Annotated in this window: 14 protein-coding genes; 5 read left to right on the forward strand and 9 right to left on the reverse strand. The window is 70.5% G+C overall.

All coding sequences use genetic code 11. The features are described 5' to 3' along the window. Positions 1–373: 373 nt before the first annotated feature. Positions 374–1,495, reverse strand: a complete 1,122-nt coding sequence (locus I0C86_RS09705) for a ParB/RepB/Spo0J family partition protein (RefSeq protein ID WP_230393885.1) — start codon at positions 1,493–1,495, stop codon at positions 374–376. A 692-nt stretch (positions 1,496–2,187) separates the two neighbouring features. On the opposite strand from I0C86_RS09705, the gene aroF reads away from it, so the two are divergent. Together aroF and I0C86_RS09715 are read left to right on the forward strand one after the other, a co-directional pair. Next, complete coding sequence (gene aroF, locus I0C86_RS09710; RefSeq protein WP_196200889.1) at positions 2,188–3,237, forward strand: 3-deoxy-7-phosphoheptulonate synthase; 1,050 nt, start codon at positions 2,188–2,190, stop codon at positions 3,235–3,237. A 277-nt stretch (positions 3,238–3,514) separates the two neighbouring features. Continuing rightward, the gene (locus I0C86_RS09715; RefSeq protein ID WP_196200890.1) at positions 3,515–6,484 is read left to right on the forward strand and encodes a helix-turn-helix transcriptional regulator; all 2,970 of its coding nucleotides are present in this window, start codon (positions 3,515–3,517) and stop codon (positions 6,482–6,484) included. A gap of 72 nt (positions 6,485–6,556) precedes the next feature. On the opposite strand, the gene acpS is transcribed toward I0C86_RS09715, so the two are convergent. The 8 genes from acpS to I0C86_RS44950 are packed head-to-tail and all read right to left on the reverse strand — an operon-like array spanning position 6,557 to position 13,392. Next, entirely contained in the window at positions 6,557–6,925 is a 369-nt protein-coding gene (acpS, locus tag I0C86_RS09720; RefSeq protein WP_196200891.1) for a holo-ACP synthase, read from the reverse strand. Further along, entirely contained in the window at positions 6,909–8,108 is a 1,200-nt protein-coding gene (locus tag I0C86_RS09725) for an acyl-CoA dehydrogenase family protein (protein WP_196200892.1), read from the reverse strand. Before I0C86_RS09725 ends, acpS begins: the two co-directional genes overlap by 17 nt. Next, complete coding sequence (locus I0C86_RS09730) at positions 8,101–8,691, reverse strand: acyl-CoA dehydrogenase family protein (RefSeq protein ID WP_196200893.1); 591 nt, start codon at positions 8,689–8,691, stop codon at positions 8,101–8,103. The genes I0C86_RS09725 and I0C86_RS09730 overlap by 8 nt, the downstream gene beginning before the upstream one ends. Continuing rightward, positions 8,688–9,530, reverse strand: coding sequence for a hypothetical protein (locus I0C86_RS09735; RefSeq protein WP_196200894.1), 843 nt, complete (start codon positions 9,528–9,530; stop codon positions 8,688–8,690). Before I0C86_RS09735 ends, I0C86_RS09730 begins: the two co-directional genes overlap by 4 nt. A 5-nt stretch (positions 9,531–9,535) precedes the next feature. Continuing rightward, complete coding sequence (locus tag I0C86_RS09740; protein ID WP_196200895.1) at positions 9,536–9,793, reverse strand: acyl carrier protein; 258 nt, start codon at positions 9,791–9,793, stop codon at positions 9,536–9,538. Beyond that, positions 9,780–11,069 (reverse strand): type III PLP-dependent enzyme, encoded by a 1,290-nt coding sequence (locus I0C86_RS09745; RefSeq protein ID WP_196200896.1) that lies wholly within the window; start codon positions 11,067–11,069, stop codon positions 9,780–9,782. Before I0C86_RS09745 ends, I0C86_RS09740 begins: the two co-directional genes overlap by 14 nt. Next, positions 11,069–12,433 carry a preATP grasp domain-containing protein gene (locus I0C86_RS09750; RefSeq protein WP_196200897.1) on the reverse strand — a complete coding sequence of 455 codons (1,365 nt, stop codon included), beginning with the start codon at positions 12,431–12,433 and terminating at the stop codon, positions 11,069–11,071. The genes I0C86_RS09745 and I0C86_RS09750 overlap by 1 nt, the downstream gene beginning before the upstream one ends. 14 nt (positions 12,434–12,447) lie before the next feature. After that, complete coding sequence (locus I0C86_RS44950) at positions 12,448–13,392, reverse strand: 3-oxoacyl-ACP synthase III family protein (protein ID WP_323373559.1); 945 nt, start codon at positions 13,390–13,392, stop codon at positions 12,448–12,450. Positions 13,393–13,677: 285 nt separating this feature from the next. On the opposite strand from I0C86_RS44950, the gene I0C86_RS09760 reads away from it, so the two are divergent. The 3 genes from I0C86_RS09760 to I0C86_RS09770 are packed head-to-tail and all read left to right on the forward strand — an operon-like array spanning position 13,678 to position 17,260. Beyond that, complete coding sequence (locus tag I0C86_RS09760) at positions 13,678–15,573, forward strand: condensation domain-containing protein (protein ID WP_196200899.1); 1,896 nt, start codon at positions 13,678–13,680, stop codon at positions 15,571–15,573. Next, a complete protein-coding gene (locus I0C86_RS09765) occupies positions 15,570–16,439 on the forward strand; it encodes an ABC transporter ATP-binding protein (RefSeq protein WP_196200900.1) in 870 nt (289 codons plus the stop codon). The genes I0C86_RS09760 and I0C86_RS09765 overlap by 4 nt, the downstream gene beginning before the upstream one ends. Continuing rightward, entirely contained in the window at positions 16,436–17,260 is an 825-nt protein-coding gene (locus I0C86_RS09770) for an ABC transporter permease (RefSeq protein WP_323373560.1), read from the forward strand. The genes I0C86_RS09765 and I0C86_RS09770 overlap by 4 nt, the downstream gene beginning before the upstream one ends. The last annotated feature ends 8 nt before the right edge of the window (positions 17,261–17,268 follow it).

A 17,268-nucleotide genomic window follows, 5' to 3' on the forward strand; every position in this document is an offset into this window, starting at 1 on the left:
GCCGCGGGCGGCCCCTTAACGGCGTCCGCCGGTCCTCGACCTCCTGGCCGCCGAGTTCCGGGACACGCTGGGTTCATCTGGATGCGACAGCGTCGCGGCGGCCGGCGAGTTGCGCACCAGCCGGACGGGCTCTCGCCGGTCGGACCGGCTGGCCGTCGACGACGCCGCCGCACCAGCCCAGGTCCGAACCGCATGCCATCCCGTGTTCCCGGTCGAGGCGTGGGGCGTTGCGGCATCCTCGTCCGTCCAACCGAGCGTTTTCCGCACTCGGACAGCGCTCGAGAACCACCGGCGGCGCGGCGGTGGATCCGAAGGCCCCACACAGCAGCCAACCGCTTGTGGTACCGCCTGGACACCGGCAGAGGTGGGAGCCTCATCCGACCTTCGCGACTGTCCCGGTCGCCCGGGTGGCGAATTCGGTCCAGAGGTCGGCGAACTGCCCGGCCAGGCCGGCGACGACGCCGGTGCAGTGCGGCGGAAGGTTGTTGATGATCGCCTCCCATTCCTCGGTCCAGAGCGTGTGCAGGGTCAGCAGCCGCAGCAGGTTCCGCCCGGTATCGCTGTACCGCAGCGCCGGGTCCGCCTTGAGCCGGTTGAGTGTCGCGGTGCGGTCGAGCACCGGCTCCCGCTGTGGGCGCGTGGGTGGCCGGAGGATCGCCAGTGAGTCGAGGTCCCGACGCCGTTCGGCGACGGGCTCGTTGGCGGTCGTTGGTGACTTCCGCCGCTGCGTGGGAATCGGGTCTTCACCGTTCCGCAGCCGGTTGCGCACGTCGCGCGCGGTCTCCGGGGAGATGGCCGCGGCCCGGGCCACCTGACGGAGCGACAGGTGCGGGTTCTCGCTCATCAACTGTCCCGCCAACCGACGGCCGGCGCTTCCGTCGAGCGGCCGGACCCGGCCGTCCTGCCCGATCCGGATGCCGGCCCCGGCCCCCGGTGCTCCACCGTTGACCCGCTTGCGCACCTCCGCCACCGTTCCCGGCGAGATACCGGTGACCGAGGCCACCTTCCGGTCGGACCACACGGGGTTGGAGCTGATGATGCGCCTCGCGGCACGTTTCCGGTCGGCGAGCGCCAGCGGCAGGCCGTGGGTGACGTTCATGCGAACGGCGAGCACGAACGCGTCGGCCTCGTCGCCGTCGAAGAACCGGACGGCGATCGTCTCCTCGCCACGCCGGATGGCCACCTTCAGCCGGTGCACGCCGTCGAGGACCCTCATCGAGGGCCGGTGCACGATGATCGGCGGCAACGGGCTCCGCGCCGCCGCGAGCGCCTCCAGATGCTCGGCATTCTCGCCGGAGAGGCGGGGTGAGTCGGCGATCGTCAGCGCGCCGACCTCGACCTGGACGACAGGTTGCTGGTTGATTCCCTCATCCTCGGACGCCGCCGCGGCCCTGGAACGTGCAGCACGCTGCGCGACACCCCTGCCGAGGCGATCATCTTTGGTGAATTCGTCGCGGAGCGTCGTGCCAGAATGTGAGATTCCGCCTTTTACCACGGCTCTCGACTCCCCTCAGTCGTATGAGAACCACGCTCGATCGCATAGTTCGCGATCCGAGCAGTCGCCCGAAATTATCACCGTCAATTTTGGCGACGAAACCCCTGAGAAACCTGCACCCCCTGGCCAACCCCTAGACCACCCCTAGCCAGAATCGACTTCTTTGCCGATAAGTGGCTTGATAAAGGCGATAGTGCCCGATTCGCGAATAGACATCGGGGTCGATGTTCTCAGGCGCTCCAGCTGCAGGTTCGTGCTGGCCGAAGCCTTGTGGCGGCAACCGGGGCACGTCCGCATCGGCCCTGACCAGCGATCCGGCAAGAAACACGACAGAGAGCACCATTACGTGGGATACACGGCTGACGTCCCGACCCAGGGGTACTCAGCCTTTCAGACAGCATCTTCGACCACTCGTATTGATTACGACAAAACGACTATCCGGAAGTGACGATACAACACCCTACCGACAGAGCCGGGCAGTGACCATCCGGGTGTCGCGGACAACGTACGGTTGGACGAATCAGAATTGACATGTGGCAGTGGCCGCATAAGGATCGACTAGCCGAAAACCTCCTTGCCGAGGAAATTTTCGCAGACCCCGGGAGAGTCAATTCGGCGACATCCAAAACGACTGCGGAACGACCTGATCCCCAGCAACCGAAATCGGAAATTTCCCACAGGAGGAGAGCGTCATGGTGGTGGTGATGGCCCCGGAGGCCACGGCGGAGAACATCGCGGCCGTGGTCGACTCCGTGCACGCGGCCGGAGGGCAGGCCTTCGTCAGCCGCGGAGTGTCCCGGACGATCGTCGGCCTGGTCGGCGACGTCGGAGACTTCGAGGCGCTGAACCTGGGCAGCCTCGCGGGCGTCCTGCAGGTGATGCGGGTCTCCGTGCCGTTCAAACTGGTCAGCCGGGAGAACCATCCGGCCCGGTCGGTCGTCCGGGTCGGCGGGGTGCCGATCGGGCCCGACACGATGAGCATGATCGCCGGTCCCTGCGCGGTGGAGACTCCGGAGCAGACCCTCGAGGCGGCGCTGATGGCCAAGGCGGCAGGGGCCTCGCTGCTGCGTGGCGGCGCCTTCAAGCCGCGCACCTCGCCCTACTCGTACCAGGGACTCGGCGAGGCCGGGCTGCGGATCCTCGCCGACGTCCGAGCCGAGACCGGGCTGCCGGTGGTCACCGAGGTCATCGATCCCGGCAGCGTCGAGATGGTCGCGTCCTACGCCGACATGCTGCAGGTCGGCGCGCGCAACATGCAGAACTTCGCGCTTCTCCAGGCGGTCGGCTCGGCGGGCAAGCCGGTGCTGCTCAAGCGCGGATTCAGCGCGACGATCGAGGAGTGGCTGAGCGCGGCCGAGTACATCGCCCAGCGCGGAAACCTGGACATCGTCCTGTGCGAGCGCGGCATCCGCACGTTCGAGACAGCGACCCGCAACACCCTCGACATCAGCGCGGTCCCCGTCGCACAGCGACTGTCGCACCTACCGGTGATCGTGGACCCCTCACACTCCGGCGGTCGCCGCGACCTCGTCCTGCCACTGACCCGGGCGGCGATCGCGGTGGGCGCCGACGGTCTGATCATCGACGTGCATCCGCAGCCGAAGGTCGCGCTCTGCGACGGCGACCAGGCCCTGATGGACACGGACCTGAAGGGAATCGCCGACATCGTCAGCCTGCTGTCGCCACTGATGGGCCGGACTCTGACCATGCCGATCGCCGATCGGGCCGCCGTCGCCGTCTAGTCGACCGGAGGTGGCCCCCGCCGGGCCGCGGTGCGGGCCGACCCGGAACGGCGGAGCGTCATCTGGTGGGTAGGTGAGCCCCGGGCACTTCCGGGTGGCGGAGCGGTGCCGCTTCGCCGCCCGGAGGTGCGAGGTGTGACGCTCGGACCCAGGGCGCCCGAGCGCGACCCGGACATCGATGTGCATCGTATTGATTCGGTCCAGCCGCCGTCCATTCGCCATCCAGTCGCGCTGCATAGGCTCCGCCTACCCGCATCGGCGACAGGAAAGGCACGACTTGTACGACCTCAGCGAACCGGCGGCAGACGGCGCGGACAACGCCTCCGTCCCGCACGACTCCCGCCGACGCCGCGCCGATCCACGGTGCCCCACCCGTACCGGCCGGTCCGGTCCGGACCTGGCACTCACCCGGGGCGGGGAGACGCGGCAGATCGAACGGATCCTCGATGACATCGAGGGCGGTGCGCGCTTCGTCGAGGTGACCGGCGATCCCGGGATCGGCAAGACCAGGTTGCTCACCGAGGTCGCGAACCTCGCGAGGGCACGGAAGATCCCGGTCTGGTCCGGTGCGGCGCCACAACCGGGCTGGGAGTTCCCGTTCGGCGGGTTCGTCGACGCCATCGACCGACATCTCGTCGGTGCCAGCCCCGTACAGCTTGCCGGGCTCTCGCCGGACGACCAGGAGGCGTTGGCGTCGATCTTTCCGATGTTCCCCGGACCGTCCGACGGCGGACCCCGGCCCGCCCGCCTACCGCAGCGGTACGCACTGGTCCGCGCCATTCACGCACTGGTGGAGTCGTACCCGTCCACCGGCGGCCCACTGGTGATCGTCCTCGACGATCTCCATCGGGCCGACGACCAGACGATCGACGCCCTCCGCTACCTGCTGCACTCTCCGCCCCGGGCCGCGCTGCTGGTGGCGTTCGCGCACCGGGAGCGACAGACGCCGGCCCAGCTTCGGGCGGCGGTCGGCACCGCACCCGAACTCACCCGCCTGCGTCTCGGCCCCCTGTCACGACGCCAGGTCGGTGTCCTGCTCGCCGGCCGGCCACATCCACTCGGAGCCCGGGAACTGTACCGGCGGAGCGGCGGGAACCCCCGCTATCTGGAGGCGCTGACCGCGGTGGGCCCGGCAGCCGTCGACGCCGTGACCGTCGCCGAGTTCGACGGGTTGTCACCCAACGCGCGGCAGACCGCGTCGGCGGCCTCGGTCATCGGTGACCGGCTCCACCTGCCGATCGTGGCGCAGGTGGCCCAGCTCTCCAACGTCGACCTGCTGCACGCGATCGACGAACTGGTCGAGCGGGACCTGGTCCGGTACCTGCCGGAGACCGGCGACTTCACCTTCCGGCATCCGTTCGTACGTCGCACCATCTACCAGAGCAGCCGTCCCGGGTGGCGCCTCGACGCGCACGCCCGCGCCGCCCGGATACTCAGCGCCGGGTCCGACGCGGTCGCACTCGCGCCGCATCTCGCGGTGGTCGCCGCGGTCGACGACGCGGACGCGATCAGCAACCTGGTCACCGCCGCGGCCGCCGTGCAGACGACCGCACCGGAGCTGGCGGCACACTGGCTGCGGGCGGCGCTGCGGATCTGCACGGACGAGCGGCAGGCCGCCACGAGGTTCGCGATCCTGGTCGGATTGGGCCGGGCGTACGGCAGGGCTGGACGGCCGGCGGACGGCTGCGCCGCACTGCGCGAGGCGCTGCGCCAGCCGGTGCCCATCGGTGACGCGGAGCGGACCGAGGTCGCGGCGCTGTACGGCCGGCTGAGCCACGCGCTCGGGCGGATCGCGCAGGGACGGACGCTGATCCGGTCCCAACTGGGAGCGCTGGCCGATCCGGCCGGTCCGCACCGGGTGTCGCTGACCCTGTTGCTGGCCCACCTCGAACTGGCCTGCGGAGCGCCGGACCAGGCACGACCGTTGGCCGAGTGGGCCGTCAAGTCCGCCCCGAACCGCCGGCCACCATCCGATCGGGCCGGCGCACTGGCTCTGTTGGCCGCGGTGAGCTGCTTCGAGGGCGCGGTCAGTCAGGTGCAGTCCCTGCTGGTCGAGGCGGCGCGGACCCTCGACGGGCTGACCGACGACGAACTCGCGGCTCGACCGGAGGCCGCCCTGTGGCTCGGCTGGGCCGAACTCTGGGCCGAGCGCCAGCGGGACGCGCTGCATCATCTCGACCGCGCGGTGACCGTGCTGACCGACCAACCGCCCGACGGGCACGGCATCACGCTCTGCCACGTCCTCATCGTGCGGACCCTCGGGCTTGGTGTGGCCGGGCGGCTGCGTGCAGCGGGCGACAGCGCCGATCGGGCGGTCGACGTCGCCGAGGAGTTCGGCGGCACGGACCTGCGGAACACGGTTGCCGTCCTGCGTACCTGGGTGGCGGCCCGCGCCGGCTGGCCGGCGCGGGCCACAGACTGTTCGCCGCCGGACACCGGCATCGCCACCGGCGGCTGGTTCGCCACGCTGGGACGGGTGCTGGCCACGGAGAACCGGTTGGTCCTCGACGCCGGGGGCGGGTCGATGGCGGGGTTCTGCCCCGACGACGAGACCGTTCCGGCCGCCGATCCACGGATCCGGGTGGTCCACGCCGAGATACTCACCCGAGCCGCGTTGCGGGCCGGGCGCACCGCGCTCGCGGCCGAGTGGGCGCGTCGGGGCCAGTCGGTCGCCGACGACGTGCCCCTGCCTGGACTCACCGGCCTCGCGATGCTGGCGAGGGCCCAGGTCCTGGCCGCCCGCGAACCCGGCGGCGGCGCCGAGGTGGCCGCCGACGCGGCGAAGGCGCTCGGCTATGCCGGTCTGTGGTGGGACGCCGCACGCGCCCGAGCCCTCGCTGGCGCGGGGACCGCCGCCGTGGACGTCGACCACCCGGACGATGCCGACCAGGGCCACCCCTACGCGGATGACGGCGCCCCGAGCGCCGCCGACCCGAGCGACGCCGACCCGGACGCCGCGGATCCGGACGCCGCCGACCCGGACGACGTACCACTCGTCGCCGGCACGGCCGGCGAACCCCGGGCCCAACGCCGGACCGGCCGGGCCCGGCTGGCCGTCCTGACCCGACGCGAACGGCAGGTTGCCGATCTGGCCGGCGAGGGACTCACCAACCGCGAGATCGCGGCCGCGTTGTTCGTCACCGAGAAGACCGTCGAGATGCACCTCACCCACGTGTTCGCCAAGCTCGACGTACGCAACCGCGTCGGCATGGCACGACGACTGAGCGCGGCGGCCGGCGCCGACTGACCGACACCTCGGCCACGTCGGGCGCCCGCCCTTTTCCACCTGCCCACCGCGCTCTCACCAACCCACCTGCTCTCACCAACCCATCGCGACGGCGGCGACGAGACCGCCCTTGTGGGTGATGGAGACCGTGACCTGTTCGATGTCCACCCTCCTGGCGGCCTCGGTCGCCGCACCGTGCAGGCTGACCTGCGGAGCCCCGCCCGGCCGGGCTGCCACGGCGACGTCGCGGGGCGCCACACCCTCGAACAGGCCCATGCCGAGCACCTTGAGTACGGCCTCCTTGGCGGCGAACCGACCGGCCAGGAACTCCCGCCGCCGCTGGCCCGACAACCGCTCGGCGTGGGCCAGTTCGACGTCGGCGAAGACGTACCGGGTGAACCAGGACCGCTGGGCGAGCCGGTCGAGTTCGTTCACCGCCAACAGGTCAATGCCCAGTCGCATGACCGTTCCCGGGCGGCTCCGACGCGGTCAGGAAGGTGTTCTTCAGTACGCCGCGGAACACCGACATCCGGTGCAGGTTCGTGGTCCCTTCCATGATCTCGAAGGCCCGCACGTCACGGTAGATCTTCTCCAGCCAGGGATGCTCCACCAGTGCCGCCGGGCCGAGCAACCGCGCGGCGAGCAGCGTGGCCTCCTCCGAGAGCCGGGCGGCCCGCGCCTTGGCCGCGCCGAGCCGGTGGCTGTTCACCACGCCACGATCGACGTCCGCGGCGCTGCGGTGGATGAGCAGACGCACCGCGGCGATCCGGTCCACGACGTCCTCGAGGTGCAGCCGGTCGTACCCGGCGAGGGTGCGTCGCTGCGACCGGACGTAGTCGCACACCGCCTGGGCACAGCCGAGCGCCATGGCCGCGATGGTCGGCCGGGCCCGGTACAGCACCTGGGTGACCCCGTACAGGCCACGACGGGTCGCGGGCAGGTGCGCGCCGAGCAGGTTCTCGGCGGGAATGCGTACCCGGTCGAACCGCATCCGGCTGATCCGGGCCCCGCGCAGCCCCACGGTGGACAGCAGTTCGCCGCTGAACCCGGGCGTGGCGCAGTCCAGCAGGACGGCCTCGATCCCCAGCAGCCCGGGTGCCCGCCGGCAGAACACCACACCGAACTGCGCCCGCGCGCCGTTGCCGATGTAGCACTTCTCCCCGTCGAGGATCCAGCCGTCGCCGTCGTCGGCGGGCGTGAGGGTGGTCTCCAGTTCGGTGGCGGCGGAACCCTTGGCCGGTTCGGTGAGCCCGAAGAAGGTGTGCAACGGCTCGGCGACCAGCCGCTGGTAGTACCGGTCTGCCTGGGCCGGAGTGGCCAGCACGTCGATGACCCCGCCGGAGAGCGCGGGACCGGGGCTGGCCAGCCACACGTTGGGATCGCCGTACGCGAGCCGCTCCCAGGCCACGCTCTGCCCCAGCACGGTACGCAGCACACCCACCAGGTTCGCCGGGGCCTCCGGCCCGGTCCAGTACCGGGGCGGGATGGCGACGAACCGGGACAGCCGTACCCCGGGCCGGTCCAGGTACTCGCCGATCACGTCCGGATCCCGGTCGAGCAGCCGGCCCAACTCGCGGAAATCGCCCGACACGTCGCGACAGAACCCGTCGAGCGCCTGCAACGTGTCGTCGAGCAGCTCAGGCATCGGACTCCTCCGTTCCCGGATGCAGGTAGATGTTGCCGGTGACCTCCGCGAGGTAGAGCTCGCCCGCCGGGCCGTCGACCAGGAACCCGGAGGCTCCGAACAGGTACAGCACCGCACGGCCGAGCCGGACCAGGCGCTGGTGCGTACGCCAGCGCGCGGCGCGGTCGCCGGAGCGCCGTTCGGGCGGCATCACCTCGTCCTCGCGCAGCCCCATCGCGACGTCGGCCAGTTGTGCCTGGACGAGCTGCTTGGCCAGCAGCGAGGTGCCCTCCGAGTTGCGCTCCCCCAGGTGCCGTACGGCCTGGTCGAGCGCGCGGCGCAGCACCGCCCGGTGCAGGTCGAGCAGCCCGGACGCGAACCTCGCGGCGACGTCGGTCGGTACGGCCCGACCGGGCCACGGCGCCACCGCGAGACCGAACCGGGCGAACGGCGTCGGCTCCGCGGTCGGCAACGCCGTCACCGAGGCGGCGACGTACCCGGCCGGGGCGGGCACGAACTCGCCGGACCAGACGCGCCGGTGCAGGGCATCCAGCGTGACCGGATATCCGGTGGCGTGGAGCTGGTCGATCAACGCGCTGGTCACGACGACCTCCTGTGGATCTGGTGGGTGGGCCGCAGCCGCAGGACGGCCACCTGGCTCTGCCCGGTACGCGGATCGGTGTCGCACAACACCACCGACCGGTACGTGGCGCTCCAGTCCTCGTGGTGACGGGCGAGGTCGAGCCAGACGCCGGTGCAGAACGGGCCCGGTGCGGTCCGGTGGATCGGCAGTCCGGTGCCGGTGAGTTCGCCGCCGTCGGCCCACGGCCCGGCGACGAGCAGGGTCGGGCCGGGCTCCAGACCCGCCGTCATCGAGGTGAGCAGGGTGCGAAGTGGGGTGCCACGGGGCGCCATCCGGGTGCCGTGGAACTCGTACCGGCCGGCGCCGTCGAAGTAGAGCAGTGCGCCGGAGTTCGGCACCTTGTTGTCTTCGATGAACGGATCCGGATAGGCGTACGTGTTCTGTTCGCACACGAACAGGGCCAGGGTGTCGCACCGGCCCGACCGGGCGAAGGCGTCGGCCACCTTCAGGGCGGTGAACGGCGCCCGGAGCCCCTGCTCGGAGACGGCGAAACAGTGGCTCCGGCCGCCCAGCATGTAGTTGACCCGCTGGGCCACGTGCTTGAGCGCGATCATGTCCGGCAGGCCGAACGCGAAGATGAGCAGATCGGGGCTGGTCAGCGGGATCGGCAGCGCCCGGATCAGGCTGTCGGCGAGTTCGGTGAACCCGATGTTCGCGCCCTGTCGAAGCCGCCCCTCGTCGCGTCCGATGCCGAACCGGACGAGCAGGTCGCGTTCGAAGATCGCGCAGTCGGCATCCGGCCGGTACGGGACGGGGTCCGGCTCCAGGACCAGCGCCGCGGAGGACAGTGACAGCGGCATGGGAATCAGGCGTCGTCGTTCAGGTTGGCCGACACGTAGGTGGCGAGCGTCTCCAGCGACGTGAAGTCGGACATCTCCAGGTTCTCCGGGTCGACCTCGATCCCGACCGTGTCCTCGAGCGCCATCAACAGTTCCAGGATCGACGTGGAGTCCAGGTGCAGGTCCTCGAAGAGCCGGGTCTGGCTGGGCAGGTCCGACACCGGTCGCTGGAGTACGTCGCTCAGCGCCTGCTCGATGCCCGCGATGATCTTACCTTGATCCATGACTGGTCCTTCCTGGAGCGGCGCTGGTCGCCGGGACGGGGAGTGGTATCAGACGTTGCGACCGGAGCAGGTCGTCGACGGTGTCGCGGTGCCGGATCAGGTGTGCCTCGCCGTCGAGCAGGAGCACCTCGGCCGGGTGACCGTGGCTGAGGAACAGCACCGGTGAGGCGCTGGGGCCGTACGCGCCGGATCGGGCCACTCCGAGCAGGTCGCCGGGCCGGACCTCGGGCAGTCGGACCCGCTTGCCGACCACGTCGTTGGGGGTGCAGAGCGGGCCGGTGACCGTGTACGTCTCCTCGGCCGGCTCGTCGGGCCGGCTGAGCGACCGGATCGGGAAGTTGCGCTTGACGAAGCTGCCGATACCGACGGCGGCCATGTGGTGGTTGGTGCCGCCGTCGGCCACCACGAACCACTCGCCCTTGGACCGCTTCACGTAGCGGGCCCGCACCACGTAGGTGCCGCACCAGCCCACCAGGTAACGCCCCAGCTCGGTGATGATCCGGGTGCCCGGATGGCGTTCGAGGAACGCCGAGACCGCCTGGTTGACGCCGTCGACGGCCTCGTCGCCGTCGAGGTCGGTCTCGTTGTCGAAGTACGGCACGCCCCATCCGCCGCCGATGTCGACGACCTCCAGCGGTATGTCGAGGATCCCGGCGATCGCCTCGGCCGTGCCGAGAATGCCCCGGGTGTTGTGCAGCACCGTGGACGCGTCGAGGATGCGGGTGCCGAGGTAGGCGTGGATCCCGACGACGCGTACCCGGCGCAGGCCCGTGAGCGCGGCCGGGCGGTCGCGCAGGATCTCCTCGTCGATGCCGAACTGGCGCGGCTTGCCGCCCATCGACAGCCGGGAGCCGTGGGTGTCGAAGTCGGGGTTGATCCGCAGCACGACCCGCATGCCGTCGGCGATCTCCATGGCGTCGAGCGCCAGTACCTCGTCGAGCGATTCGCAGACCACGGCGTGGATGCCGCGTTCGCAACAGGCCCGGAGTTCGGCGGCCGACTTGCCGGGGCCGAGGAAGATGACGTCGGCCGGGTCGACACCGGCCCGTTCGGCCGTGACCAGTTCGGCCATCGAGGAGACCTCGATGCCCGCGCCGAGGGCGCCGAACAGTCCGCAGATGCTGATGTTCGGGTTCGCCTTGACGGAGTAGAAGACGTCGACGTCGGGATGCAGCCGGCTCCGCAGCGACTCGTACCGCTGGCGGAGCAGGTCACCGTCGTAGACGTAGACCGGGGTGCCGAACCTGTCGGCCACCTCGGCATAGCGTTCGGTCATCAGTGCTCCCGGGGTGCGAGGTGTGCGAGTGCGGCGCGTGCGGCGTCGTCCAGCGCCGTCAGACCGGCCTGGTCCTCGGCGACGAGCAGGGCGTACAGCCGGCCGTCGAAGGGCGGTGGCCGGTCGGCGTCGGCGTTGACCGTGCCGAAGCAGGTGATGATGAAGCGTTCGGGGCCGTCGCGGTGCAGGACCGGGGCGAGCGCTCCGGCGAGTTCGTCGAAGCCGACCGGTGCGGGAAGCCGCAGCGGATAGTGCCGGGCGAACGCCACGAGACCCGGAGGCTGGCAGTGCTCGGTCACGCTGCCCTGGTAGCTCGACATGTTCAGCCGGGCGTTGATCTCGAGTACGGGGTACAGCACGTCGGCGGTGGTGAGGATCGCGTCCACGCCGACGATGCCGGTGTAGCCGTCGTCGTACAGCCGCCCGCCGACGAGTTCGGCGGCGTGTTCCAGTTCGGCGCGCTGCCCGGCGGTCAGCGCCACCGGCATCAGGTGTCCCTTGTGTACGCCGTTCTCGGTGATCGCCCGCTTGACGAAGTCGAGTGTGATCCCGCCGTCGCCGGCCACCGTGAGCTGGTAGTTGAGGTCGTGGCTCTTGTCCTGCCACTCCTCCACGACCACGTGCAGCCGGTCGTCGCCGGTGCGCTCGGCCCGGCGGTCGACCATCCGGAGCAACCGGTCCGCCGTCTCCGGGCGGTCCAGCAGCAGCAGGCCCTTGCCGGACACCCCGTAGGCGTCCTTCACCACCATCCGGGTGCCGCCGGTGAGCGCCGGCCGACGGCGCCGCAGCACCGCCGCGAGTTCGTCGCGACTCTCACAGCAGTCCCCGGGGATGCCGCGCAGCCCTACCGCCGCCGTCAGCCGCCGACCGTAGATCTTGCTGTTGACCCGGGCGAAGGTGGCCGCGTCGGGCACCGCGAGCGGCAGGCCGCAGCGGTCGGTGAGCTTCTGTTCCAGCACCGTCGTACCCATCGGCAGCAGGTGCGCACCCTCGGCGCCCAGGGCGGACAGTTGCCGGAGCAGTTCCGGCGAGTCGAGCACGTCCTCCGTGGTCGACCGGTCGGGGCGGACGTTCTCCGGGACGAGCACGCTGGGCACCGGCAGGCCCAGCCCGGACAGGTACTCCCGGTACCCCGGGTCGAGGGGATGCTTGAGGATCAGTACGTCGTCCGCACCGGCCAGCAGGACACCCAGTTCCTCCATCCGGCCCACCACCGAGGTCGGCGCGGAGAAGCGCGGCGCGGGCAGTCCGACGTACCCCTCGGCCCACCAGTTCTCGGCCTCGAAGTTGCAGACGAAGACCAGGCGTCCGGCCGGTGTTCCGAGCAACTTGCTCTTGAGCGTACGCAGATAGCTCGTGTCCATCGTCCGTCCCCTCGTCAGTACTCGAGAACCATCGCGGCATAGGTCGCGCCAACCCCGACCGAGGTCAGGAGGTAGCGCTCACCCGGGACGAGCAGATTGCGGTCCCGCATCGTCGCCAGATTCAGGAACGGATCGGAACAGTAGGTGTGGCTGTAGCGGGAGATGTTGTCGAGAAACACTTTGTTCCGATCGAGACCGACCTTCGCGCACAACCGCAGCCAGAGCGTCCGGTTGACGTTGTGCGGGACCACCATCGCGATGTCGGAGATATCCAGGTCGGCTCGGCGCAACGCCTCCTCGATCATTTCCCACAGATACACGTTGTACGTGTCGTCGAATTCGCGCTGCCGCTCGACGGTCATCCGGAACCCGTCCGCGAACTCCCCGGCGGTCCGGGCCGCGTAGGAGAGGATCCGGCTGCCCGGTCCGTCGATGCCGAGCAGGCACGCCGCGGACCCCTCCCCGGTGACCGACACGTTGAGCATGTACCGGACGAGGCCGGTGAACGGCTTCTCCCCGGTGATCACCAACGCCTGCGCGGTGCTGTCGCCGTCGGCGCGCAGCAGCTCACCGGCCACGTCCAGCGCGGCCAGGTTGCTCGCGCACATCTGGTGGGTCACCGCGAACGCGTCCGCCTCGGACAGGCCCAGCCGCTCCCGCAGCCGGTCGGCCGCGAAGACGTACGACGGGGTCAGGTCCGGAAACGTGTGCGCGTAGATCAGATACCTGATCCGTCCCGGATCGGGCACCGAGCGAAGGATCATCTCGGCCGGGGCGGCGAGCAGGTCGAACAGATCCAGGTCGGGATCCAGATGTATCCGGTCCAGTCCGCGGATCCGTCGGAACATCCGCGCCTGATTCCGGTTCAGCCCGTTCGCCTCGGCTATCTCCTCCACGGTCCACGACCGCTCCGGCGCGAACGCCTCGACGCGCAGCAGGGTCGTGACGTGGTCGGCCACTGATTCCTCCAAGTTGGCGGTCCCGCCATTTGGGCGCTGGTCGGCGTTGGGACTCTGGTCGGCCACGACGCTCGGCGTGCGGCGATGCCAGATTATGCGTGAGATCCCCTCGGCGGAACTGGGGATTCCCCTACGTTCTATGATGTTCGTCAATACATAAAGCATCGGGCTTACCCGATTGTGGGAGCCTCAGAATTCGCCTAGCGTCGCCGACAGCCGCCTGGCCAGTCGACGTACCCCAGGTCCGATCGACGCGGCGACTCCCGGTTCCCTGAGGAGACAGCAATGGGAATACGACCTATTGACCTTTTCCCGCCACCTGTCGTCGGACAGCGAACGTCGACCGTCGAGCTGCGCCGGGTGGACAGGCGGTACGTGAAGGTCACCGGCGTCCGGGGCGGCGAGGGACCACTGACCGTCGGGCACCTCGCCATGCTCAAGTGGATCCGCGAGGAGAAGCCGTACGGCCGCTGGGCGGCCGCGCCACTGGAACTGCCCGACGGCGCAGGCGTCGACGACGTCGTGGCGGCGCTCGGCGTCCTCGTCGCCCGGCACGAGGGTCTGCGTACCCAGTTCACCGGCGGAGGGGTGCCCGTCCAGCGGGTACTGCAGACCTGCGAGTTGCCCCTGGACGTGTACGAGCACGACGGTGCGGACCCCGCCGCACTGATCGAGGAGCTGTTCCACCGACTGCGGGACGGGGAGTTCGACCTGGCCGAGGAGCTGCCGTTGCGGGCCGCGGTGGCCGTCCACGACGGTGTGCTCACCACGGGCGCCGTGGTGTACTCGCACGTCGTCGTCGACCTGATGAGCGCGGAACTGCTCGGCCGCCAGTTCACCGAACTCGCCGCCGATCCCGCCCGCCGGAACGTCGGCCCACCCCTGCACCAGCCCCTGGACCAGGCCACGTACGAGCGGTCGCCCGCCGGGCAGCGCCGGCTCGACACCGCCGTCGAGTACTGGGGGCGCCACCTGCGACAGCTGCCGCAGTGCACCTGGGCGACGCCGCGATCGGCGCAGCCGGCCGCCGGCGCCACCTCCGGCTGGCTGTGGTCCCGTGCCGGCGCCCTGGCCCTGCCGCACATCACGGCCCGGATCGGAGCCAGCGAGTCGATGGCCGTGCTCGCGGCGATCTGCGCGGTGCTGGCCCGGCGCACCGGTCTGCCGCGCTTCCCGTTGCCGACGCTGGCCAGCAACCGGACCGAGCGCCGGCTCCGGGGCTACATCGGTCCGCTGGCCGCGGACAGCCTGGTGCCGATCGACGCCAGCGCCGATACCTACGACGAGCAGGTGCGGCGGGTGGGCACCGCGGTGCTGCGGGCTGGCCGGCAGGCAATGGTCGACGATGCCAAGCGGGCCCGGCTCATCGATCGGATCCACCACGAGCGCGGTAGCTGGTTCGGCCGGGACACCACGTTCAACGACGCCAGCACGTTCAACGACGCCAACACGCCCGACGGCAACACGTTCAACGACGCCAGCACGCTCGACGGCAACGCGGAGACGCTCGGCAACGCCAGCACGCTCGACGGCAACGTGGGGACGTCGTCCGGTTCTCCGGATCCGGCCGCCGGAGAACCGGCATCCTCGACCGACCCGGCCGAGGTCCGGCGGGCGCTTCCCGAGAGCCGGGTGTGGTGGCAGGACTGGCCACCCATCTCACCGCTGCTCGCGTTCCGTCTCATGCAGAAACGGGGCGAGCTGGTGCTCGGTGCCATCGGCCACGACCGGAACCGGATACCTCCGGCGGAGATCGAGTCCCTGCTACGCGGGATCGAGCAGGTGCTGGTCGCCGCGGCCGAGGGGAACTTCGCGCTGTCCCGGGTCGGCGAGTTGACCGGCATCGAGCCGATGGACCGGGGCGACGGATGGCGGCTGGTCGACTCCAGTTGGGTCGAGCTGGCCGAGGCCCAGCGACTGCTCGACGAGACGCTCGACGCGTCGGTGAAGCGGGTGTTCGCGGTGCCGGAGGACAACGGGTTCCGGCTGGTGGCGTACCTGGTCGGCGGCTCGGTCCGGACACCGGAACAGGCCCACGCGGCCTGCGTGGCCGCGATGCCGGGCCGCCGTACCGCAATGACGCCGCACCGGTACGTGATCTGCGCCGACCCGCCCGCCGACCCGTCCGACCCGCAGGCGTGGGCGCACCAACCCGTACTGACCGCTGGCGACGGCCGATGAGTGGCGGCCCGGCCGGCGATTCCGCGATCGTCGTGTCCGACCTGCGCAAGTCGTACCGGGGGCGGCCCGCAGTGGCCGGGATCGACCTGGTGATTCCGCGCGGTGAGGTCTTCTCCCTGCTCGGGCCGAACGGTGCCGGCAAGACCACCACCGTGGAGATCCTCGAAGGTCATCGACGCCGGGACTCGGGCGACGTACGCGTGCTCGGCGTCGACCCGGCGCTCGGCCGGGCGGCCTGGAAGGCCCGGATCGGCATCGTGTTGCAGCGTTCCGACGACCTGACCCAGGCCGGTGCGCTGACGGTCCGCGACTGGGCCCGCGCGATGGCGGCGTGCTTTCCGAACTCCCGGGATCCGGACGAGGTGATCGAACTGGTCGGCCTGGCCGACCGGCGCAACGCCCGCGCGGCGCACCTGTCCGGGGGGCAGCGCCGCCGGCTCGATGTCGCGCTCGGCATCATCGGCCGACCGGAGCTGCTGTTCCTGGACGAGCCGACGACCGGGTTCGACCCCGAGGCACGACGCCGGTTCTGGGACCTGATCGCCGACCTCGCGCGCTCCGGTACCACCATCCTGCTCACCACCCACTACCTGGAGGAGGCCGAGCACCTCGCCGACCGGGTCGCGGTGATCGTCGACGGCCGGATCATGGAGGTCGGCCCGCCGCAGACCCTCGGTGGCCGGGCCACCGCCGCCGCCACGGTCCGCTGGCTCAGCCCCGACGGACCGCGCAGCGTACAGACGTGTACGCCCGCCGCGCTGGTCACCGATCTGGCCGCCCGGTTCGGCCAGGACGTTCCGGGCCTGGCCGTCGAGCGGCCCAGCCTCGAAGAGGTCTACCTGCGGATGATCGGAGCACCGGCGTGAACGCCGCCGCGACGCTCGTACGGGCGCCCGCGCTCCTGGCGGTCACCCGGGCCCGGGCCAGGGTGGAGTTCCTGGTGTTCATCCGGGAATGGATCTCGGTGGTCTTCACCTTCATCTTCCCGGTCCTGCTGCTGATCATCCTCGGATCGATCTTCCATGGTCAGCGGCTGCCGGGCGACGTCGACCTCGCCCAGTACTTCGTGGCCGGCATGATCGGCGCCGGACTGTTCGGCGTCAGCTTCCAGAACGTCGCCATCGCGATCCCGATCGAACGGGACATCGGCACGCTGAAGCGGTTGGCCGGTACGCCGATGCCGAGATCCGCGTACTTCCTCGGCAAGATGCTGATGGTCGCGTTCGTCGCGCTGGCCCAGAACGTGCTGCTGCTCGGCATCGGTTCGGCCTTCTTCGGCCTGGACCTGCCGGACACCGTCGGACGGTGGATCACCTACCTCTGGGTCATCGTGCTGGGCATCGCCTCGTGCACCATGCTGGGCATCGCCGCGAGCGGGTTCGTCCGCAACGGCCGGACCGCCCCGGCCATCATGTCGCCGATCGCAATCGTGCTCCAGTTCATCTCCGGCGTGTACTTCGTCTTCGCCACCCTGCCGAACTGGATGCAGACGGTGGCGGCCATCTTCCCGCTCAAGTGGATCGCCCAGGGCATGCGGTCGGTGTTCCTCCCCGACGGATACCAGGCCCAGGAGCCGGCCGGAAGCTGGGAACTCGACCGGGTCGCGCTGGTCCTCGCCGCCTGGTGCGTGCTCGCCTTCCTGGTCGCCGTACGCACCTTCCGCTGGCGCGCCCGGACCGACGACTGAAGGAGACA

The organism is Plantactinospora alkalitolerans (assembly GCF_015690345.1).
In the GTDB taxonomy this organism is placed as follows: domain Bacteria; phylum Actinomycetota; class Actinomycetes; order Mycobacteriales; family Micromonosporaceae; genus Plantactinospora; species Plantactinospora alkalitolerans.